This window comes from Paraburkholderia phytofirmans, from assembly GCF_046028095.1.
Taxonomy (GTDB): Bacteria; Pseudomonadota; Gammaproteobacteria; order Burkholderiales; family Burkholderiaceae; genus Paraburkholderia; species Paraburkholderia phytofirmans_A.
On the sequence record NZ_JAQQDJ010000005.1, the window covers coordinates 400,524 to 422,321 of the forward strand.

Here is a 21,798-nt window from a genome sequence, read left to right on the forward strand (position 1 = left end):
AAGCGCAGTAAAGCTGACAGGATGCTGTCGTCCGGGTTTTGTACGGGGTCGTCCCTTCGCGGCTAACTTTTTTGCCCACAATGGAGTGCTTGCCATGCTGAAGAAGCTTTTAATGCTTTGCGTTGCTTTGGCTTTGTCGCTGTCGGCCGGATTTGCGGCGGCCGTCGAAGTGAATTCCGCCGACCAGGCGGCGCTCGAATCGGTCAAGGGTATCGGCCCGGTGCATGCGAAAGCGATCATCGACGAACGCGCCAAGAATGGCCCGTTCAAGGACGCCGACGATCTCGCCACGCGCGTCAAGGGCATCGGCGCCAAATCGGTGACTAATCTCGAAGCGGCCGGCCTGACGATCAACGGCTCGTCCACGCCGCCGAGCGGCGCCAAACCGGCGGCGAAGCCGAGCAGCACGGCAAGCAGCAAGGCAGCGGCTGCGGCCACCGCGCCTACGGCGGCGCCAACCACGGCCGCGAACACGACGCCGGCCGCGCCGGCGGATGCTTCCGGCGCGAAGGCGTCGAAGTCGAAGAAGAAGAGCAAAGCTGCGGCGTCCGACGCGGCGGCGGCTTCCGCTCCGGCCGCCACGACTGCGGCGGCGCCGGCTAGCGCCTCCGACAGCAAGGCTTCGAAGAAGAAAGCGAAGAAGAGCAAGGCCGCATCGGCTGCGGCGGCCTCGGGCGGTGCCTGACAGTACGAAACCAGGACCGGACAGAATGAAACGGAGTACGAAACAGGATTGAGCGCCGGCAGCGCGACGGCCCAAGGGATACGCGCGTGATGCCCACGCGAATGCACCCATCGGCGCCGTCGCGCCGCCGCCCGCCATCCTTCCACGGCGCCGCGCAACCGCGCGGCGTTTTCACCCGCTGACCCGTCAAGCACGTGTCGGCATTCAAGAGAGACCGTCATGAGCCTACTCGACACACTCGGTTCCCTGGTTGGCAAATCCCCCGAAGGCGGTGGCCAGCAGGCCCTGGTTTCGGCCGCACTCGAATTCGTCAATAGCCAGCCGGGCGGCCTGAACGGCCTGATCGAACGCTTCAAGGAAAAAGGCCTCGGCGACGTCGTGACCTCGTGGGTCAGCAACGGCGAGAATCAGCCGATCGCGGCCGACGCGCTGCACAGCGTTCTCGGCTCGGAAACCGTGACCAACCTCGCGGCGAAAGCCGGCGTGCAGCCGGACCAGGTCACCGGCCTGCTCTCGCAGATTCTGCCGCACGTCGTCAACGCGGCCACGCCGGAAGGCGAAGTGCCGGCTGAGGGCAAGCTGAACGCCACCACCGTGCTCGGCGCGCTCGGCGGTTTGTCGGCACTGTTCGGCAAGGGCAACGCGTAACGACGCGGCCGCGCTTGCCCGTCCGTTTGCATGATCGGCGAGCGAGCAAAAAAAAGACGGCAACGAAGTCACCTTCGTTGCCGTTTTTTAACGTCGTCAGGAACGGCTCGCCAGCCGCCGTTCCCGCCTTCGAAGAAGAACGCGATCCGCTTAATGCACGACGCGTTCGAACACCAGTTTGCCGTCTTCCAGTTCGACCGGAATCACATCCTTCGGACCGAACTTGCCCGCCAGAATCAGCTTGGCGACCGGGTTCTCGATCTCCTGCTGGATCGCGCGCTTCAAGGGCCGCGCGCCGAACAGCGGGTCGTAGCCGACCTTGCCCACATGCTCGAGCGCCGAGTCCGACACCACCAGTTGCATGTCGAGCTTGGCGAGGCGCTCGTGCAGACGCTGCAACTGGATCCGCGCGATCGACTGGATGTTCGAGCGGTCGAGTGCATGGAACACCACGACGTCGTCGATCCGGTTCAGGAACTCGGGCCTGAAGTGCAGCTTCACTTCTTCCCAGACCGCGTCCTTCACCGCTTCCTGCGGCTCGCCGACCATCGACTGGATCACTTGCGAACCAAGGTTCGACGTCATCACGATCACCGTGTTCTTGAAGTCCACGGTACGGCCCTGCCCATCGGTCATGCGGCCGTCGTCGAGCACTTGCAGCAGCACGTTGAACACGTCCGGGTGCGCCTTCTCGATTTCGTCGAGCAGGATCACGCTATACGGCTTGCGACGCACGGCTTCCGTCAGATAACCGCCTTCTTCATAGCCGACGTATCCCGGCGGCGCACCGATCAGACGCGCGACGCTGTGCTTCTCCATGAATTCGCTCATGTCGATCCGGATCAGATGATCTTCCGAATCGAACAGGAACGACGCCAGAGCCTTGCACAACTCGGTCTTGCCCACCCCGGTCGGGCCGAGGAACAGAAACGAACCATACGGCCGGTTCGGATCCGACAGACCGGCGCGCGAACGGCGGATCGCATCGGCCACCGCGCTGATCGCCTCGTCCTGGCCGACCACGCGCGCATGCAGTTTCTCTTCGATCTGCAGCAGCTTTTCACGCTCGCCCTGCATCATGCGCGAGACCGGTATGCCGGTGGAACGCGACACGACTTCAGCGATTTCTTCCGCACCGACCTGCGTGCGCAACAGGCGCGGCCGCGTCGGATTGTTCTGCTCGCTCGCCTCGGCCTTGGTCACTTCCTTCAACTGCGCTTCGAGACCCGGCAGCTTGCCGTACTGCAACTCGGCGACCTTCTCCAGCTTGCCTTCACGTTGCAGGCGCGTGATTTCCGCACGCGTTTTTTCGATCTCTTCCTTCAGTTGCGCGCTGCCCTGCACCGCGGCTTTTTCCGCCGTCCAGATTTCTTCGAGGTCCGAATATTCGCGATTCAGCCGCTCGATTTCTTCCTCGATGAGTTGCAGACGCTTCTGCGACGCTTCGTCTTTTTCCTTCTTGACGGCTTCGCGCTCGATCTTCAACTGGATCAAACGACGGTCGAGCCGATCCATCTCTTCCGGCTTCGAGTCGATTTCCATCTTGATCTTCGAAGCGGCTTCGTCGATCAGGTCGATGGCTTTGTCCGGCAGGAAGCGGTCCGTGATGTAGCGATGCGACAGTTCAGCCGCCGCGACGATCGCCGGGTCGGTGATATCCACGCCGTGATGCAGTTCGTACTTTTCCTGCAAGCCGCGCAGAATCGCGATGGTCGCTTCCACCGTCGGCTCATCGACCAGCACCTTCTGGAAGCGCCGCTCGAGCGCGGCATCCTTTTCGATGTACTTGCGATATTCATCGAGCGTGGTCGCGCCGACGCAATGCAGTTCGCCGCGCGAGAGCGCCGGCTTGAGCATGTTGCCCGCGTCCATCGCGCCTTCGGCCTTGCCCGCGCCGACCATGGTGTGAATTTCGTCGATGAAGACGATGGTCTGCCCTTCGTCTTTCGCGATGTCGCTCAGCACGGCCTTCAGACGCTCTTCGAACTCGCCGCGATACTTGGCGCCGGCCAGCAAGGCCGCCATATCGAGCGACAGCACGCGCTTGCCCTTGAGCGTTTCCGGCACTTCGCCGTTGACGATGCGCTGCGCCAGGCCTTCCACGATCGCGGTCTTGCCCACGCCGGGTTCGCCGATCAGCACCGGATTGTTCTTGGTGCGGCGTTGCAGGATCTGGATCGAACGACGGATTTCGTCGTCGCGGCCGATCACCGGATCGAGCTTGCCGGCACGCGCGCGCTCGGTCAGATCCACGGTGTATTTCTTCAGCGCTTCACGCTGGCTTTCGGCGTCCTGGCTGTGCACTTGCGCGCCGCCGCGCACCGCGACAATCGCGCTTTCCAGCGACTTGCGCGACAAGCCGTGCTGCCGCGCTAGACGCCCGGCCTCGCCTTTGTCGTCCGCGACCGCGAGCAGGAACATCTCGCTCGCGATGAACGTGTCGTTGAGCTTTTGTGCTTCCTTGTCGGCCTGGTTCAGCAGACCGGTCAGCTCGCGGCCGATCTGCACGTTGCCGTCCGTGCCCTGCACTTGCGGCAGACGCGTCATGGCGTCGCCGAGCGCCGTTTGCAGCGCCTGCACATGCACGCCGGCACGCGAGAGCAGCGAGCGCGCCGAGCCGTCGTGCTGGGCGACGAGCGCCGACAGGACGTGAACCGGTTCGATATATTGATTGTCGTTGCCGACGGCCAGACTCTGGGCGTCCGCCAGTGCTTCCTGGAATTTAGTGGTGAGTTTGTCGATTCTCATCAAGAGACCTCCAATTTTCGATTACCACCAAAATGAGGCGTTTTATCCAGGTTTCAAGCGTTTTTTTGCCTCAAGCAACAACTATTTAACATTTGACGCGCGAGAAATGCCCGGCGCATTCATGCTGCCGACGCCGACTCGTCGCCAGCGTGCGCGACCGGCGTGATTGGAATCACGTTGCTCAAACCGAGCAGCGCGGCGAGCGGGCCGTGCGGCTGCGCCACCTCGCCAATGGTATGGCGGTCGAGCTCGGTGAGGAAGGCATTGCGCGCCGCCTCGAGCGCGCCTCGCAAACGGCATTGCGCCGTAATGACGCAGCCTCGGCGCTCGCCGTGCTGGTCCGGAAAGCAACCCACCAGCGCAAAGTCGCTTTCCGTCGCGCGCACGATTTCGCCGACCGTCAGCGCATTCGTGTGCTCGGCGAGCCGCAGGCCGCCGTTGCGGCCGCGCACGGTCTCGACCCAGCCGAGTTCGCCGAGCTGCTGCACGACCTTCATCAAGTGGTTCTTGGAAATGCCGTACGCGTCCGAAATGTCCTGGATCGTCGACAACCCTTCGCCACGAACGGCAAGGTAGAGCAGGACGCGTAGTGAGTAATCCGTATAGTCGGTCAGTCTCATGAGTGCAGGTATTGCAATGAGCGCAAGCCGCGATCCGGGAGATAACCGCGTCGATGCAAGGGTTGCCGTGGGCCGTCGCTTCGCCCTAAGATGCAGGCGCTACGCATATTTTCCAGTTTTGCGCAGACAGGCGGAGTGCGTGATTCGGCAGTAATGGTAACGTTTCCTGCCTGGGGCATTCTTACGAAAAGCGGGGTGTTCGTATCCTACTTCCGTCCGTTCGGCCTCAATTTGAGGCCATTCGTGACGCTGCGTGGCGCCATGCGGCGATACGCACGAATACGCACGAGCCGCTGCACCTTTTGGAATCCGCATGAACCCGTCTTTCCCTGCCGCGCCGGCGGTCGAGCGCGCCGCCGAGCCCACTGAGGCGAATATCCGCGACCTCGTCTACGGCTTCTACGACCGCGTGCGTGCCGATACGCTGCTTGGCCCGGTCTTCGAGGCGACGCTGGCGGGTCGCTGGGACGATCACCTGCCCAAGATGTGCACCTTCTGGGGCAGCCTCGTGCTTGGCGCGAAGCAATATCGCGGCAACGTGCAGCAGGCGCACCAGCCGCTCGAGGGCATCGAGCCGCAGCACTTCAGCCGCTGGCTGTATCTGTTTCTGGATACGGTCGAATCGCGTTATCAGCCGGCTGCGGCGGTGCGCTTCATGGAACCGGCGCTGCGTATCGCGCAGAGTCTGCAATTGAGCCGTTTCGGCTGGGACTACAAGATCCCGGAGGAACAGCAGGCGCTGTTGGAGCGCGTCGCGCCGAAACGGCGTCCGCGCGACGGTGAGGATGCCCACGCGGCGCGGCCGCCTGGCGAGCCGTTTCCGACGCGAATCGTCGGCCGGGCGCGGGACGAGTGAGACAGGCCGGTTCAGGCTGATGGGCCGCTTTGAACGGATACGACGGCACGGCGTGAACCGTAGCGAGCATCCACTGCCTTTGAAGCGTTTCAGATCGGCGTGTGAGACGCGCCAAGACGCTTCCTGACCCGCAAGATCCCCACTCCCAAACCCGCGCCCTATTCCACCGTCCGATTGCCTGACTCGATGCCCCAACGGGCGAGCGCCGCGTCGTCGGTGACGCGGGCGTCGACCCAGCGCTCGCCGGCCTCGGTCTTTTCTTTCTTCCAGAACGGCGCCTGGGTCTTCAGATAATCCATCACGAATTCGCACGATGCGAAGGCTTCCCCGCGATGCGCGGCCGCGGTCGCCACCAGCACGATCTGGTCGAGCGGATAGAGCTTGCCGACCCGATGCACGATCGACACCTCGATGCCCGGCCAACGCTCGCGCGCGCTCACGATGATCGCCTCCAGCGACTTCTCCGTCATGCCGGGATAGTGCTCGAGCTCCATCGTCTCGACCGTGTTGCCGTCGTTCAGATCGCGCACGGTGCCGACGAAGCAGGCCACCGCGCCGATCTTCGGGTTGCGCGCGCGCAACGCGGCGACCTCGGCGGTGAGGTCGAAGTCTTCCGTCTGGACGCGAACGGGCATCTGGGGCTCCTATGCGGTTAAGCGGCGTTGTGGCGCTTGGGCGTGGTGGCGCGGCGGCTCAGCCGCCGGTGACGGGCGGGAAAAACGCGACTTCGCAGCCTTCGGTGACGCGAGTGCCGGCGCCGGTCATCACGTGGTTGCAGGCCATGCGCAGCGCGCGGCCTTCCGCCAGCGTGTCGGCCCAGATGCCGCCGCGCACGCGCAACCACGCGCGCACATCGCCGACGGTCGCGATGCCGTCGGGCAGTTCGACGGTTTCGTCGGCCAGGTCGAGCGCTTCTCGCACGCTCGCAAAATATCGGAGTTGAATCTTCATCGGGTTGCCGCCGGCCGTTGCCGGCCTCGCTTAGTTCAGCAGTTCGGAAAAAGGAATGAAGCGCACGGTCTCGCCGGCGCTGATCGCGTGATTCGGCGGATTGTCGATCAGGCCGTCGCCCCACACCGTCGACGTCAACACGGCCGAACTCTGATTCGGAAACAGATCGAGGCCGCCGGCCGGATTGATCCGCGCGCGCAGGAATTCGTTGCGGCGGTCGGCCTTGCTCTGCGTGAAATCCGCCCGCAGCGACAGCGCGCGCGGCGCGACCGTCTGCACGCCGGCCAGGCTCAGAATGAACGGCCGCACGAACAGCAGGAAAGTGGCAAAGCTGGACACGGGATTGCCCGGCAGGCCGATAAAGAAGGTTTCTGCTGGGGCTGAAGCCGAAGCCGACTGCTCCGTCGCCGTTTCACCGCGCTGCGCCGCGCGCCGCACTGCACCGAACGCGAGCGGCTTACCCGGCTTCATCGCGATCTGCCACATCGCCAGCCGCCCTTCCGCCTCCACCGCCGGCTTGACGTGATCCTCCTCACCCACCGATACACCGCCGCAGGTCAGGATCAGGTCATGCGCCACGGCGGCTTCGCGCAGCGTCGCGCGGGTCGCGTCGAGCTTGTCCGCGACGATGCCGTAGTCGGTGACCTCGCAGCCGAGCTTCTCCAGCAGGCCGCGCAGCGTGAAACGGTTCGAGTTGTAGATCGCGCCCGGCTTCAGCGGCTCGCCGGGCATGGTGAGTTCGTCGCCCGTGAAGAACACGGCCACCTTGACGCGCCGCCGCACCACGAGTTCGGCGCAGCCGACCGACGCGGCCAGTCCCAGCGCCTGCGGCGTGAGCCGCGTGCCCGCCGGGAGAATGACCGAACCGCTGCGGATATCCGCGCCCTGCGCCGTAATCCATTCGCCCGGTTGCGGACTGTGCAGGATCGCGACGTCCGCGCCGGCGACTTCGGTTTGCTCCTGCATCACGATTGCGTCCGCGCCGGGCGGCACCGTGGCGCCGGTGAAGATGCGCGCCGCCGTGCCGGGCTTCAGCGGCTGCGGCGCGTGACCTGCCGGAATGCGCTGCGAGACCGGCAAACGGTTGTTGCCCTGCGCCGTCAGATCCGCCGTGCGGATCGCGTAGCCGTCCATTGAACTGGTGTTCATCGGCGGGACGTCGAGCGGCGACGTGACGTCGGCCGCGAGCACGCGGTTCAGCGCTTCCAGCGTGGGGATCGACTCGGTGCCGGCAATCGGGCTCGCTGCGCTGAGGAGAGTCGCCAAGGCTTCGGCGGTGGCGAGCATCGGCGCGCGGGGCGTGGGTGTGGACATCTCAGGTCTCGAAGCCGCAGGTTAAAAGAATATTGTAGCGGTCGAAGCAGATAGCCTGGGCGGGTCGGCGGTTATGCGGGCATTTTGCTGGGGATTAGAGCGCTTGCCGCGAGGTTCCGCGGCAAGCGTCGTTTTGCGGGTGCGCATGGTGCGCGTCTGTTTGTGCAGAGCATGTGAAACAGCGAACGCATGTACATCGCGTGCCGCTCGCAAAGCGGGTGCCGCACGTGGACAGCGTGCGGCGCATCAAACAGTCGGCGTGAGCCGCGGAACCGCTCACGCTGAACGACAGCCGCGGCTTACGCGCCCGCGTTCGCCACAATGAAGTCCTTCACGCGCTGCACGTCCGCCGGCAGCACTTCGAAACGCTGCGGCAGCGCCTCCAGACCCGAGAACGCCGCGGGCCGCTCCGGCTCGCGCAACAGCGCTTCGCGGATCGTTTCGCCGAACTTGATGGGTTGCGCCGTCTCCAGCACGATCATCGGAATGCCCGGCTGCAGATGTTCGCGCGCCACCTTCAGACCGTCGGCCGTATGCGTGTCGATCATCGTGTCGTAACGCTCGAACACGTCGCGGATCGTGTCCACGCGGCTGTCATGGCTGCTGCTGCCGGACACAAAACCGAACTCCCGCACGCGCGCGAAATCGCCGCTCGCCACAAGATCGAAGCCGCCCTTCTCTTCGACGTCGCGGAACAGTTGCAGCACGCGCGCCGGATCGCGGCCGAGCAGATCGAACACGAAACGCTCGAAGTTCGACGCCTTCGAAATATCCATGCTCGGGCTGCTGGTGTGATACGTCTCGGCCGCCTTGCGCACGCGGTAAATGCCCGTGCGGAAGAACTCGTCGAGCACGTCGTTTTCGTTTGTCGCGACGACCAGCTTCTCGATCGGCAAGCCCATCATGCGCGCGATGTGACCCGCGCACACGTTGCCGAAGTTGCCCGACGGCACCGTGAACGACACGCGCTCGTCGTTCGACTTCGTGGCCGCGAAATAGCCCTTGAAGTAGTACACGACCTGCGCCACCACGCGCGCCCAGTTGATCGAGTTGACCGTGCCGATCTTGTACTTCGCCTTGAACGCGTGATCGTTCGAGACGGCCTTGACGATGTCCTGCGCGTCGTCGAATACGCCTTCAACTGCGATGTTGAAGATGTTCGGGTCTTGCAGGCTGTACATCTGTGCGGTCTGGAACGCGCTCATCTTCTTGTGCGGCGACAGCATGAACACGCTGATGCCCTGCTTGCCGCGCATCGCGTATTCCGCGGCGCTACCGGTGTCGCCCGAGGTCGCGCCGAGAATGTTCAACGTTTCGCCGTGCTTGGCGAGCGCGTATTCGAACAGGTTGCCGATCAACTGCATCGCCATGTCCTTGAACGCGAGCGTCGGACCGTTCGACAGTTCCAGCAGCGACAGCGGCGCGCCGTTCTCGACGCCCAGCGTCTTCAGCGGCGTGATCTGCGCGGCGCTTTCGTCGTCGCGCACGTTGCAGTACGTGGCCGCCGTGTACGTCTTGCGCGTGAGCGCGCGCAGGTCTTCGGCGGGAATGTCGTCGCTGAATTTCGACAGGATCTCGAAGGCGAGGTCCGCGTACGGCAGTGTGCGCCAGCGCGTCAGTTCGTCGGCGCTGACACGCGGATACTCGGCCGGCAAATACAGGCCGCCGTCTTTCGCGAGACCGCCGAGCAGGATGTCGGAAAAGGTGTGGCGCTCGCCGGCTCCGGCGCCGCGCGTGGAGAGATAGTTCATAAGTTCGGCCTAGTTCAGCGCTTCCATGCGCAGCTTCGTGACTTGCGAGACGACGGTCTTCAGCGCCTCGATCGTTTTGATCGCGGCGTTGACGTTCTTCTCGACCGTTTCGTGCGTAATCAGGATGATGTCGGTCTCGCCCTTGCCGTTCGCGTCGACCTGCTCCGATTCCTTCTGCAACAGCGCGTCGATCGAAATGCCGGTGTCGGCCAGAATGCGCGTGATGTCGGCTAGCACGCCCGTCACGTCCGCCACTCGCAGGCGCAGGTAATAGCCGCTCGTGACTTCGTCGATCGGCAGGATCGGGGTGCTCGACAGGCTGTCCGGCTGGAACGCCAGATGCGGCACGCGATGCTCCGGGTCCGCCGTGTGCAGACGCGTTACGTCGACCAGATCGGCCACCACGGCCGAAGCGGTGGGCTCGGCGCCCGCGCCCTTGCCGTAATAGAGCGTGGTGCCGACCGCGTCGCCGTGCACGACGACCGCGTTCATCGCGCCTTCCACGTTCGCCAGCAGACGCTTCTCCGGAATCAGCGTGGGATGCACGCGCAATTCGATGCCCTTGTCGGTACGGCGCGCGATGCCGAGCAGCTTGATACGGTAGCCGAGTTCCTCGGCGTATTTGATGTCGATCGCCGCGAGTTTGCTGATGCCTTCGACGTAAGCCTTGTCGAACTGCACCGGCACGCCGAACGCGATCGCGCTCATGATGGTCGCCTTGTGCGCGGCGTCCACGCCTTCGATGTCGAAGGTCGGATCGGCTTCGGCGTAACCCAGTTCCTGCGCGGCTTTGAGCGCGGTCGCGAAGTCGAGCCCGCGGTCACGCATTTCCGAGAGAATGTAGTTCGTGGTGCCGTTGATGATGCCCGCGATGTACTGGATGCGATTGGCCGTCAGCCCCTCGCGCAGCGCCTTGATGATCGGGATGCCGCCCGCCACCGCCGCCTCGAACGACACCATCACGCCGTTGGCGCGCGCCGCTTCGAAGATCTCCGTGCCGTGCACCGCGAGCAGCGCCTTGTTGGCCGTGACCACGTGCTTGCGGTTCTTGATCGCGCGCACAACGAGGTCGCGCGCCACGCCCGTGCCGCCGATCATTTCGGCCACGATATCGATCGACGGATCGTCGACCACCGCGTTGAAGTCATCGGTCAGCGCCACGGTGCTGGCTTCACTGCCGAGCGCCGCGGTCGCCTTGGCGGGATTGCGCACGGCAATGCGCGCGATCTCGATGCCGCGGCCCGCGCGGCGTTTGATTTCTTCCTGATTGCGGCGCAGTACCGTGAAGGTGCCGCTGCCTACCGTGCCGAAGCCCAGCAGTCCAACTTTGATCGGTTCCATGCAGCGTGTGTTTTCGAGTAGATGATTAAAAGGAAACGGGGGCGCCCAGCGGACGGCGCGACGCGGCGGGAGCCGCGTCGTACGCTCTATTGTGCGCTAGCCAGAGTGACGCTTGCGGTAACCGTCGAGGAAGCGCGCGATCCGGTTGATGGAATCCGCGAGATCATCCACGTTCGGCAGGAACACGACGCGGAAGTGATCCGGCTTCGGCCAGTTGAAGCCGGTGCCCTGCACGAGCAGCACGCGCTCTTCCAGCAGAAGGTCGAGGATGAACTGCTGGTCGTCCTGGATCGGATAGATCTTCGGGTCCAGACGCGGGAACATGTACAGCGCCGCTTCGGGCTTCACGCAGCTCACGCCGGGGATGGCCGTCAGCATTTCATACGCGAGTTCGCGCTGTTTGTACAGGCGCCCGGTCGGCACGATCAAATCGTTGATGCTCTGATAGCCGCCGAGCGCGGTCTGGATCGCGTACTGGCCGGGCACGTTCGGGCACAGGCGCATGGACGCCAGAATGCCGAGCCCTTCGAAGTAGTCTTTGGCGTGACGGCGGTTCTCGCCGGCGGTCAGGCCGGAGATGAACATCCAGCCGGCGCGATAGCCGCACGAACGGTAGCTTTTCGACAGGCTGTTGAACGTGACGGTCAGCACGTCTTCGGAGAGCGCCGCCATCGACGTGTGCTTCTTGCCGTCGTAGATGATCTTGTCGTAGACCTCGTCGGCGAAGATCACGAGGCCGTGCTGGCGGGCAATCTCGATCAGGCCGAGCAGCAGTTCGTCCGAATACAGCGCGCCGGTCGGATTGTTCGGGTTGATGACCACGAGCGCGCGCGTGTTCGGCGTGATTTTCGCGCGAATGTCGTCGAGGTCGGGCATCCAGCTATTCGATTCGTCACAGATATAGTGCACCGGCGTGCCGCCCGACAGGCTCACGCCGGCGGTCCACAGCGGGTAATCGGGCGCGGGCAGCAGCACTTCGTCGCCGTCGTTCAGCAGGCCTTGCAGCGCCATCACGATCAATTCGGAGGCGCCGTTGCCGATGTAGATGTCGTCCAGCTCGACGCCGTGCACGCCTTTTTGCTGCGTGTAATGCATGATCGCCTTGCGCGCGGCGAACACACCTTTGGAATCGGAGTAACCCGACGAACCCGGCAGGTTCAGGATCATGTCCTGAATGATTTCGTCCGGCGCGTCGAAGCCGAACGGCGCGAGATTGCCGATGTTCAGCTTGATGATGCGGTGGCCCTCTTCTTCGAGCCGCTTCGCATGTTCGAGGACGGGCCCGCGAATGTCGTAGCAGACATTCAACAACTTGTTGGATTTGAGAATCGGTTTCACGGCGGGCACTTCATCCTTGATGGGGGGCGAACAGGCGTGCGTTCCGCCGGCGCACCAGCGGTCAATTGCACCGGTACAGCGGCGAGAAGAACGACACAGACAAATGCAGACGAAAGCGGCCGAAAGCGGGCAAAACCAGGCGGGTAGCCGGTGGGCCGCACCCGTGAACTCAGCGCGGCTTATGGCGGCACATGAGCGAGGGGCGCCGCGAGGCGGCTAAAAAGTTATAATTTAGCGGATTTTGGCCGACTTCCGCAATGCACCAACCGCAACGGCAAGCCTTTTCGGCCGCTTCTGTCCCGCTAGTGCCTCATGCGCGTGTCCCATTCGCGTCGAATCGCCCTGCCCCGGCTGCATCGGTCAGGCCGCCCACACGCATGATGTCTCACGACGACTTCGGAAAACCAATTTGAAACTACATCAGGATTCGAGCGGCGCCCTCAACACCGTTACCGGCTACGGCGCCGACTATGTCGAAATCAATCTGGTGCGCCACTCGGGCAGCATTCTCGTGCTGCCGGACGCGCCGGTCATTGCCTGGCCCGTCTCCTCTTTCGAGCAGTTGAGCGCCGAGCACTTCGCCATGCTGATCGACGCCGCGCCCGAAGTGGTGGTGTTCGGCAGCGGCGAACGGCTGCGCTTTCCGCATCCGCGGCTGACCGCCGCGCTCACCGCGAAGCGCATCGGCGTCGAGACGATGGACTTCAAAGCCGCCTGCCGCACGTACAACATTCTGATGGCCGAGGGCCGCAAGGTCGCCGCCGCGCTGCTGATCGAGGCCTAAAGCTGGGGGCGGCCGCGGCATCGTGCACGCGGTTTGCGATGCGCGTGCGAGGCCGCTGCGCGTTCGTATCTGAAGCGTTCGCGCCGCCGGGCTGAACTGCGCGCCCTGGCCGCGTCACGGCCGATAACGTACACTGCGCGCCATTGATTGCTGGACCGGCAGCCTGAGCACGCCCGCGCGAGCCGAGAGGATCTGTCGACGGAAGGTGCCGCAGCGCCACCGTCGAAGCCGACGGCGCGAGGCAAGGCAACCACAACGCGGCGCGGACAGTCTGATACGCGTGTGCCCCGAGGCCGACTGCTCGGCAAGCCGCCGGCCGCCTCACGGACAGCCGACCGGTCGCCATTTCCGAACAACACCGCTTCGCCGCCTGCGCGGCGTCGCCATAAAGGTTGAAATTCATGAACGATACGCCGTCCCGGCTACCGCTCAACCGCACCACGATTCTGCTGCTGGTGCTGGCCCTTGCCGTGATCTGGTTCGTGCCGCTCGGCTGGCGCCATCTGCTGCCTAGCGACGAAGGCCGCTACGCCGAAATGGCGCGCGAGATGTTCGTCACCGGCGACTGGATCACGCCGCGCTACAACGGCTACAAGTATTTCGAGAAACCACCGCTGCAAACCTGGGCGAACGCGCTCACGTTCGCGTGGTTCGGCATCGGCGAATGGCAGGCGCGGCTCTACACGGCGCTGACGGGCTTTGCCGGCGTGCTGCTGATCGGCTTTACCGGCGCGCGCGTGTTCAACACGGCGACCGGCGTGTTCGCGGCGATCGTGCTGGCGACTTCGCCGTACTGGAATCTGATGGGCCACTTCAACACGCTCGACATGGGCCTGTCGTTCTGGATGGAGCTGACGCTGTGCGCGCTGATGCTCGCGCAGCGCCCCAACCTGCCGACCGGCAGCGTGCGCGGCTGGATGTGGGTCTGCTGGGGTTCGATGGCGCTCGCCGTGCTGTCCAAGGGACTCGTCGGCGTGATCCTGCCGGGCGCGGTGCTCGTGCTGTACACGGTGGTCGCGCGCGACAGGGCCGTGTGGAAGCGCCTGCATCTGATCGGCGGGCTGATCGTGTTTTTCGCGATCGTCACGCCGTGGTTCGTGCTGGTGCAGCAGCGCAACCCGGAATTCCTGAACTTCTTTTTCATCGTTCAGCAGTTCAAGCGCTATCTGACGCCTGAGCAGAACCGTCCGGGGCCGTTCTATTACTTCGTGCCGGTGTTGATCGTGGGCTTTCTGCCGTGGCTTTCGGTCACGCTGCAGAGCGTGCGCCACGCGTGGCGTCTGCCGCGCCAGCCGAACGGCTTCGCGCCGGTCACGCTGATGCTGACGTGGACTGTCTTCATCTTCCTGTTCTTCAGCGCGTCGCACTCGAAGCTGCTGTCCTACACGCTGCCGATCGCGCCGCCGATCGCGCTCCTGATCGGCATGTATCTGCCGCTCGTCACGCGTGATCAATTGCGCCGCCACCTCGCCGGTTATGCACTTTTTCTCGTAGCCGCCGCGTTCGCCGCGCTGTTCATGTCGCGCTTCGGCAGCGCCCGCAATCCGGCCGAACTGTATGCCGAGTACCGCACGTGGGTGCTCGCGGCGCTCGCCGTCGCCTTCGCGCTGACGCTCGCCGCGCTGTGGTTGAACCGCCGCAGCCGGGCCGGCAGCCTGGGCGCCGTCGCCACCTTCGGCGCGGCGTGGCTGCTGCTCGGCACCATCGCCGGCACGGGTCACGACGTGTTCGGCCGCCTGAGCTCCGGCGCGCCGCTCGCGCCGGCCATCAAGACCGAGATCGCGAAGTTGCCCGCGGATACGCCGTTCTACTCGGTCGGCGTGCTCGACCACACGATGCCGTTCTATGTCGACCACACCATGATCATGGTCGAGCATCCTGACGAACTGGCCTTCGGCGTGTCCGTCGAGCCGCAGAAATGGATTCCCTCCATCGATGCCTGGGTCGAGCGCTGGAAGGCCGACCGATATGCGCTTGCTCTGATCCCGCCAGAGACCTACGACCGCCTCCTCAAGGAAGGCCTGCCGATGCAGATGATCGCCCGCGACTCGCGCCGCGTGGTGGTGGAAAAGCCGCCGGCCACGCCCTCGGCGGCCGGCGCGCCAGCCGCCGAAGCGCCGGCACCGACGCCAGCGTCGGCGCCGGTAGAAAAAGCACAACAATGACCCCATATCAGGATCTGACCGTTCGATGAACCCGATTTCCCTCTTTTGCATTCTTGCAGGCGTCACGTTGAACGCCGGTGCGCAGTTGCTGCTCAAAGCCGGTACGAATGCCGTTGGACACTTCGAATTCACCCGTGCGAACATCCTGCCCATCGCCTTTCGCCTGGCAACCCAGCCGCCGATCATCGGCGGCCTGGCCTGTTATGTGATCAGCGTGGCAGTGTGGGTCATCGGGCTGTCGCGGGTGGACGTGTCGATCGCCTATCCGATGCTGTCGCTCGGCTACATCGTCAATGCGTTCGCGGCGTGGTACCTGTTCGGCGAAGTGCTGTCGGTACAGAAGCTGATCGGCATCGGCATCATCCTGGTCGGCGTGGTGGTGCTGGCGCGCAGCTAGGCGCCGCGGTCCGGGGCAACGATGTCCCGGACACAATTTATTACTGTTTCTCGCCAGCGCCGACTGGAAAGATGCAGACGGCAAAAGATACCGTAAGCGGACAGCCCGGCCGGCTAAGGAATCCGTAAGGTTGACCACGGTATGCTGTGCGGTTGCGCCCTTTTTCGCCGCGGCCCCGGGTTTGCGCATAGTGTGTGGTGTCCTGCGCGCCCTGCGGGTTGCGCCTCTTTCAATCGAGCGAAGCATTCATGACCCAGTCAACAGTCCCGTTTTTGCCCTTTGTCAAACCCGAGATCGATGAGGAAACGATTCAGGGCGTCGCCGACGTGCTGCGCTCCGGCTGGATCACCACCGGTCCGCAAAACCAGAAGTTCGAAGCGGCGCTTTCCGACTTCTGCGGCGGGCGTCCGGTGCGCACCTTCAATTCCGGCACGGCGACGCTGGAAATCGGCCTGCGTATCGCCGGCGTGGGCGAAGGCGACGAAGTCATCACGACGCCGGCCTCGTGGGTGTCCACCAGCAACGTGATCTACGAAGTCGGCGCAACGCCGGTGTTCGCCGACATCGATCCGGTCACCCGCAATATCGACCTCGATCTGCTCGAAAAAGCCATCACGCCGCGCACCAAGGCGCTGATTCCGGTCTATCTGTCGGGCCTGCCGGTCGACATGGACCGTCTATACGCAATCGCCCGCGCCCACAAGCTGCGCGTGATCGAAGACGCCGCGCAAGCGTTCGGCTCGACGTGGAACGGCGAGCGCATCGGCAAGCTGGGCGACATGGTCTCGTTCAGCTTCCACGCGAACAAGAACCTGACCTCGATCGAAGGCGGCGCGCTGGTGCTGAACAACGAAGAGGAAGCCATCCTTGCCCAGAAGTTCCGCCTGCAAGGCATCACGCGCACCGGCTTCGACGGCATGGATTGCGACGTGCTGGGCGGCAAGTACAACCTGACGGACGTCGCCGCGCGCGTCGGCCTCGGCCAGCTGCCGCATCTGGAGCGCTTTCTCGCGCAGCGCCGGAAACTGGTGCGCGCGTATTTCGCCGGTTTCGAAGGCGGCGCGGCGGCAAAACTCGGGGTCGGCCTGCCGTTTGCTGACTATGAAAACAGCAACTGGCACATGTTCCAGATCACGCTGCCGCTCGAGAAACTCTCGATCGACCGCGCCGGCTTCATGGGTCAGTTGAAGGAACGTGGCATCGGTTCGGGCGTGCACTACCCGGCGATCCACCTGTTCTCGCTGTATCGCGCGCGCGGCTTCAAGGAAGGCATGTTCCCGCATGCGGAGAAGTTCGGCGCGACCAACGTCACGCTGCCGCTCTTCACGTTGATGAACGAAGGCGACGTGGAGCGCGTGTGCCGCGCGGTCAATGAAATTTGCGAACAATACGGAAAATAAGCGGAAATGATTTATTCGGAACATCGCGCTGCCGCACCGGAAGTGTCGGTCATCATCCCGGTGTACAACGAGGAAGCCGGTCTGGCCGCGCTGTTCGCGCGCCTGTATCCGGCGCTCGACGCGCTCGGCACCGGTTATGAGGTGATCTTCATCAACGACGGCAGCCGCGACAAATCCGCCGCCCTGCTCGCCGAACAGTTCCGCGCGCGTCCCGACACGACGCGCGTGATTCTGCTCAACGGCAACTACGGCCAGCATATGGCGATTCTGGCGGGCTTCGAGCAATCGCGCGGCGAGATCGTCATCACGCTCGACGCCGACCTGCAGAATCCGCCGGAAGAAATCGGCAAGCTGGTCAACAAGATGCGCGAAGGCTACGACTACGTCGGCACGATTCGCCTGCAACGCCAGGACAGCCTGTGGCGCCGCAAGGCTTCGCGTGCGATGAACCGGCTGCGCGAGCGCATCACCCGCATCAAGATGACCGACCAGGGCTGCATGCTGCGCGCGTATAGCCGGCACATCATCGACACGATCAATCGCTGCGGCGAAATCAACACGTTCATTCCGGCGCTCGCCTACACCTTCGCGCAGAATCCGGTGGAAATCGAAGTCGCGCACGAAGAGCGTTTTGCCGGTGAATCGAAGTACTCGCTGTACTCGCTGATCCGCCTGAACTTCGACCTCGTGACCGGCTTTTCGGTCGTGCCGCTGCAATGGCTGTCGTTCATCGGCGTGATCCTGTCGCTCGGCTCCGCGGCGCTGTTCGTGCTGCTGCTGATTCGGCGCTTCATCATCGGCGCGGAAGTGCAAGGTGTGTTCACGCTGTTCGCTATCACCTTCTTCCTGCTCGGCGTGATCATCTTCGCGCTCGGCCTGCTAGGCGAATATATCGGCCGGATCTATCAGCAGGTGCGCGCGCGTCCGCGCTACCTCGTGCAGACCATTCTCGAACAGCGCGACGGCACCACCGTGACCGAAGCGCCGCGCCAGACCGTCGTGCAAGCCGTGCAGGCCGCGCCGCTCCTCGATCAGGGCCCGAATCCATGAAGCCACGCGCCGTCGTATTCGCGTATCACAACGTCGGCGTGCGCTGCCTGCAGGTGCTGCTCGCGCGCGGCGTGGACGTAGCGCTCGTCGTCACGCACGAAGACAGTCCCAGCGAAAACATCTGGTTCGGCAGCGTCGCCTCGGTCGCCGCCGAGCACGGCATCAAGGTCATCACGCCCGCGGATCCGAAGAGCGCCGAACTGCGCGAGGCCGTAAGCGCCGCGCGCCCGGACTTCATCTTCTCGTTCTACTACCGTCACATGTTGCCGGTCGACGTGCTGGCGCTCGCCGCACGGGGCGCTTACAACATGCACGGCTCGCTGCTGCCGAAATACCGCGGCCGCGTGCCGACCAACTGGGCGGTGATTCACGGCGAAACGGAAGCCGGCGCGACGCTGCACGAAATGGCCGCCAGGCCGGACGCGGGCGCGATCCTCGCGCAAACGCCGGTGCCGATCCTGCCCGACGACACCGCCGCGCAAGTGTTCGACAAGGTCACGGTGGCCGCCGAACAGACGCTGTGGCGCGTGCTGCCCTCGTTGCTGGCGGGCGAGGCGCCGCACCTGCCGAACGATATCGCGCACGGCAGCTACTACGGCGGACGCAAGCCGGAAGACGGCCGCATCGACTGGACGCAAACGGCGCAGCAGGTCTACAACCTGATCCGCGCGGTCGCGCCGCCGTATCCCGGCGCTTTTACGGACATCGGCGAGCGGCGTTTCATCGTCGCGCGCGCGCGCCTCGCCGCGCCCGGCGCGCTTCGCTCGGATTTGCCCCCGGGCCTGCACGTAAGCGATAATGCCGTTTTCGCGATATGCGGCGACGGCCGCGCGATCGCCATCCACGAATTGCGGCACCAGCACGACGGCAGCGAGGCTGTCGTCACTCCGGCCGAATTTGCCCAGCTCATCCAAACTCCCCATCATCAATGAAAAAAGTCCTGATTCTGGGTGTGAACGGCTTCATCGGCCATCACCTGTCCAAGCGCATTCTCGAAACGACCGATTGGGAAGTGTTCGGGATGGACATGCAGACCGAACGTCTGGGCGACCTCATCAATCATGAACGGATGCACTTCTTCGAAGGCGACATCACGATCAACAAGGAGTGGGTCGAGTATCACGTCAAGAAGTGCGATGTGATTCTGCCGCTGGTCGCGATCGCCACGCCCGCTACTTACGTGAAGCAGCCGCTGCGCGTGTTCGAACTGGATTTCGAGGCGAACCTGCCGATCGTGCGTTCGGCCGTCAAGTACGGCAAGCACCTGGTGTTTCCGTCCACGTCCGAGGTCTACGGCATGTGTACGGACGAGCAGTTCGATCCGGAAGAGTCGCAATTGTCGTACGGCCCGATCAACAAGCCGCGTTGGATCTACGCCTGCTCCAAGCAGTTGATGGACCGCGTGATCTGGGGTTACGGCATGGAAGGCCTGAACTTCACGCTGTTCCGTCCGTTCAACTGGATCGGCCCGGGCCTCGACTCGATCTACACGCCGAAGGAAGGCAGCTCGCGCGTGGTCACGCAGTTTCTCGGCCATATCGTGCGCGGCGAGAACATCAGCCTGGTGGACGGCGGCGCGCAAAAGCGCGCGTTCACGGATATCGACGACGGCATCGGCGCGCTGATGAAGATCATCGAGAATAAAGACGGCATCGCCACGGGCAAGATCTACAACATCGGCAACCCGACCAACAATTTCTCGGTGCGTGAACTCGCGCACAAGATGCTGACGCTCGCCGCCGAATTCCCAGAATACGCGGACACGGCCAAGCAGGTGCAACTGGTCGAAACCTCGTCGGGCGCGTACTACGGCGCGGGCTATCAGGACGTGCAGAACCGCGTACCGAAGATCGACAACACCATGCAGGAACTCGACTGGGCGCCGAAGTCGACCTTCGACGAAGCGCTGCGCAAGATTTTCGAAGCGTATCGCGGCCACGTCGGCGAAGCGCGCGCGCTCGTCGAACAGCAATAAGGGCTGATCCTTGGCTCGCATCGTCCTGAAGATCGACGTCGACACGCTGCGCGGCACCCGCGAAGGCGTGCCGAATCTCGCACGCATTTTCGACCGTTTCAAGGCGCGCGCCACTTTCCTCTTCAGCCTCGGGCCCGACCATACCGGTTGGGCAATGCGGCGCGTGCTGCGACCGGGCTTTCTGAAGAAGGTGTCACGTACCTCGGTGGTCGAACACTACGGCGTCAAGCAGCTGATGTACGGTGTGCTGCTGCCCGGTCCGGACATCGGCGCCAAGGCCTCGGCGGAGATGCGCGCGATCCATGAAGCCGGCTTCGAATGCGGCATTCATACGTGGGATCACGTGTACTGGCAGGACAACGTGCGCACGAAAGATCGCGCATGGACCGCGGCGCAGATGCAGCAAAGCCACGACCGCTTCGTCGAGGTGTTCGGCGCGCCGCCGGTCACGCACGGCGCGGCCGGCTGGCAGATGAACGGCCACGCATTCGAACAGATCGACGCGTGGGGCATGCGCTACGCGTCCGACGGACGCGGCCACTCGCCGTATCTGCCGGTGGTCGGCGGGCGCACGCTCACGCATGTGCAGATGCCCACCACGCTGCCCACGCTCGACGAAGTGCTCGGCGTGGACGGTGTCGAAACGCACAACGTCGCCGCATGGATGTTGAAGCACACCGAAAACAATCCACACGACCAGGTGTTCACGCTGCATGCGGAACTCGAAGGGCAAAAGCTCGCGCCGATCTTCGAGCAGCTTCTGGAAGGCTGGCGCGCGCAAGGCCACACCTTCGCGACGATGGGTGATTACTACGCGACGCTAGACCGCAGCACGCTGCCATCGTACCCTGTTACATGGGGCGAAATTCCAGGGCGCTCCGGCGAGCTGATTGTCCAGCCCTGACTGGTCATCCCGCAGCCGGCCCTGACGACCCGACCGCCGCGCGAGAACCTGCCGCGCGCCGGCCGCCCCATCCCCCAAGTCTCGATGCCAGGCCGCCGTCGCCGCACTCATCCGGCGCAGGCCATCACAACCGGAGAACCTCGTGCCCATTGCAGTCGACCAACCCATCCCCGACTTCACCGCCCCCGCTACCGGTGGCGAGATCACGCTGTCCAAGCTGCGGGGCAAGAAGGTGGTGCTGTATTTTTATCCGAAGGACAACACGCCGGGCTGCACGACCGAAGGTCTGCAGTTCCGCGATCTGTATCCGAAGTTCAAGAAAGCCGGCGCGGAAATCCTCGGCGTGTCGCGCGACAGCCTGCGCTCGCATGACAACTTCAAGGCAAAGCTCGAATTGCCCTTCCCGCTGATCTCGGATCCTGAAGAATCGCTGTGCGCGCTCTTCAACGTCATCAAAATGAAGAAAATGTATGGCAAAGAAGTACGGGGAATTGAACGCTCCACGTTCCTCATCGACGCGGAAGGCGTGCTGCGCCAGGAGTGGCGTGGCGTGAAAGTGCCGGGCCACGTCGACGATATTCTGGAGGCTGTACAAGCGCTTTGAGGCGCGTTATATTGGGTTGCAATGAGTGCCTGTACACCCCAAATTTTTGCCGCTGCGCCAGACTTGACGGCCGCTTCCCGTTTCATGGGTTCCGTCGGAGTCGCGAGGTGCAACGCGAGCACTGTAGGCGAGCCGCTTGCCCCGTACGCCGGGGCGGCGGCTTTTTTAATTGCGCGTGAGCCGTTCGTTCACTCGGCCACGCGCATCCGTTAAGGAGCCGATCGAAGACCAGGCGAACCGGCATCTCTAGACCGAATGCGCGCCTCC

The 21,798-nt window shown here is 63.8% G+C and carries 19 protein-coding genes and 1 pseudogene; 12 read left to right on the top strand and 8 right to left on the bottom strand.

The annotated features are described in order from the left end of the window. Window positions 1-94 precede the first annotated feature (94 nt). Both PQR54_RS17600 and PQR54_RS17605 read left to right on the top strand, forming a co-directional pair. On the top strand, window positions 95-685 hold the full coding sequence (locus PQR54_RS17600) for a ComEA family DNA-binding protein (protein ID WP_408247802.1): 591 nt from the start codon (window positions 95-97) through the stop codon (window positions 683-685). 189 nt (window positions 686-874) lie between these two features. After that, window positions 875-1,333 (top strand): annotated as a pseudogene (locus PQR54_RS17605) (YidB family protein); the annotation flags it as partial. Window positions 1,334-1,483: 150 nt separating this feature from the next. On the opposite strand, the gene clpB reads toward PQR54_RS17605, so the two are convergent. After that, on the bottom strand, window positions 1,484-4,081 hold the full coding sequence (clpB, locus tag PQR54_RS17610) for an ATP-dependent chaperone ClpB (RefSeq protein ID WP_408247804.1): 2,598 nt from the start codon (window positions 4,079-4,081) through the stop codon (window positions 1,484-1,486). 119 nt (window positions 4,082-4,200) lie between these two features. Continuing rightward, window positions 4,201-4,701 carry an Rrf2 family transcriptional regulator gene (locus PQR54_RS17615; protein WP_408247805.1) on the bottom strand — a complete coding sequence of 167 codons (501 nt, stop codon included), beginning with the start codon at window positions 4,699-4,701 and terminating at the stop codon, window positions 4,201-4,203. A gap of 313 nt (window positions 4,702-5,014) precedes the next feature. On the opposite strand from PQR54_RS17615, the gene PQR54_RS17620 reads away from it, so the two are divergent. Then, entirely contained in the window at window positions 5,015-5,557 is a 543-nt protein-coding gene (locus PQR54_RS17620) for a group III truncated hemoglobin (RefSeq protein ID WP_408247807.1), read from the top strand. Window positions 5,558-5,715: 158 nt separating this feature from the next. Here the strand turns inward: PQR54_RS17620 and moaE are convergent, their stop codons facing one another. The 6 genes from moaE to PQR54_RS17650 all read right to left on the bottom strand — a co-directional run bounded on the left by moaE (window position 5,716) and on the right by PQR54_RS17650 (window position 12,261). Continuing rightward, complete coding sequence (moaE, locus tag PQR54_RS17625) at window positions 5,716-6,192, bottom strand: molybdopterin synthase catalytic subunit MoaE (protein ID WP_408247809.1); 477 nt, start codon at window positions 6,190-6,192, stop codon at window positions 5,716-5,718. 58 nt (window positions 6,193-6,250) lie between these two features. Then, window positions 6,251-6,508 carry a molybdopterin converting factor subunit 1 gene (moaD, locus tag PQR54_RS17630; RefSeq protein WP_134456219.1) on the bottom strand — a complete coding sequence of 86 codons (258 nt, stop codon included), beginning with the start codon at window positions 6,506-6,508 and terminating at the stop codon, window positions 6,251-6,253. 30 nt (window positions 6,509-6,538) lie between these two features. After that, window positions 6,539-7,795 (bottom strand): molybdopterin molybdotransferase MoeA, encoded by a 1,257-nt coding sequence (locus PQR54_RS17635; protein ID WP_408248078.1) that lies wholly within the window; start codon window positions 7,793-7,795, stop codon window positions 6,539-6,541. Window positions 7,796-8,121: 326 nt separating this feature from the next. After that, entirely contained in the window at window positions 8,122-9,573 is a 1,452-nt protein-coding gene (gene thrC / locus PQR54_RS17640) for a threonine synthase (RefSeq protein WP_408247811.1), read from the bottom strand. A gap of 9 nt (window positions 9,574-9,582) precedes the next feature. After that, a complete protein-coding gene (locus PQR54_RS17645) occupies window positions 9,583-10,914 on the bottom strand; it encodes a homoserine dehydrogenase (protein WP_408247814.1) in 1,332 nt (443 codons plus the stop codon). Between the two features lie 96 nt (window positions 10,915-11,010). After that, window positions 11,011-12,261, bottom strand: coding sequence for a pyridoxal phosphate-dependent aminotransferase (locus tag PQR54_RS17650; RefSeq protein ID WP_408247816.1), 1,251 nt, complete (start codon window positions 12,259-12,261; stop codon window positions 11,011-11,013). 400 nt (window positions 12,262-12,661) lie between these two features. Here PQR54_RS17650 and PQR54_RS17655 point away from each other — a divergent pair, with 400 nt between their 5' ends. From PQR54_RS17655 to PQR54_RS17695, 9 genes are all read left to right on the top strand, one after another. Continuing rightward, on the top strand, window positions 12,662-13,036 hold the full coding sequence (locus PQR54_RS17655) for an Mth938-like domain-containing protein (RefSeq protein ID WP_012432818.1): 375 nt from the start codon (window positions 12,662-12,664) through the stop codon (window positions 13,034-13,036). Between the two features lie 401 nt (window positions 13,037-13,437). Then, window positions 13,438-15,201, top strand: a complete 1,764-nt coding sequence (locus tag PQR54_RS17660) for a glycosyltransferase family 39 protein (protein ID WP_408247818.1) — start codon at window positions 13,438-13,440, stop codon at window positions 15,199-15,201. A 25-nt stretch (window positions 15,202-15,226) separates the two neighbouring features. Then, window positions 15,227-15,598 carry a DMT family transporter gene (locus PQR54_RS17665; RefSeq protein ID WP_106283566.1) on the top strand — a complete coding sequence of 124 codons (372 nt, stop codon included), beginning with the start codon at window positions 15,227-15,229 and terminating at the stop codon, window positions 15,596-15,598. Window positions 15,599-15,846: 248 nt separating this feature from the next. Continuing rightward, window positions 15,847-16,998, top strand: a complete 1,152-nt coding sequence (locus PQR54_RS17670; RefSeq protein ID WP_408247820.1) for a DegT/DnrJ/EryC1/StrS family aminotransferase — start codon at window positions 15,847-15,849, stop codon at window positions 16,996-16,998. Between the two features lie 6 nt (window positions 16,999-17,004). After that, window positions 17,005-18,048: a glycosyltransferase gene (locus PQR54_RS17675; protein ID WP_132374799.1), complete on the top strand. Its 1,044-nt coding sequence runs from the start codon at window positions 17,005-17,007 to the stop codon at window positions 18,046-18,048. After that, the gene (locus PQR54_RS17680) at window positions 18,045-18,980 is read left to right on the top strand and encodes a formyltransferase (RefSeq protein WP_408247822.1); all 936 of its coding nucleotides are present in this window, start codon (window positions 18,045-18,047) and stop codon (window positions 18,978-18,980) included. The genes PQR54_RS17675 and PQR54_RS17680 overlap by 4 nt, the downstream gene beginning before the upstream one ends. Next, complete coding sequence (locus PQR54_RS17685; protein ID WP_408247824.1) at window positions 18,977-20,023, top strand: bifunctional UDP-4-keto-pentose/UDP-xylose synthase; 1,047 nt, start codon at window positions 18,977-18,979, stop codon at window positions 20,021-20,023. Before PQR54_RS17680 ends, PQR54_RS17685 begins: the two co-directional genes overlap by 4 nt. A gap of 10 nt (window positions 20,024-20,033) precedes the next feature. Further along, on the top strand, window positions 20,034-20,927 hold the full coding sequence (locus tag PQR54_RS17690) for a polysaccharide deacetylase family protein (protein ID WP_408247826.1): 894 nt from the start codon (window positions 20,034-20,036) through the stop codon (window positions 20,925-20,927). A gap of 142 nt (window positions 20,928-21,069) precedes the next feature. After that, window positions 21,070-21,531 carry a peroxiredoxin gene (locus PQR54_RS17695; RefSeq protein ID WP_116116823.1) on the top strand — a complete coding sequence of 154 codons (462 nt, stop codon included), beginning with the start codon at window positions 21,070-21,072 and terminating at the stop codon, window positions 21,529-21,531. The last annotated feature ends 267 nt before the right edge of the window (window positions 21,532-21,798 follow it).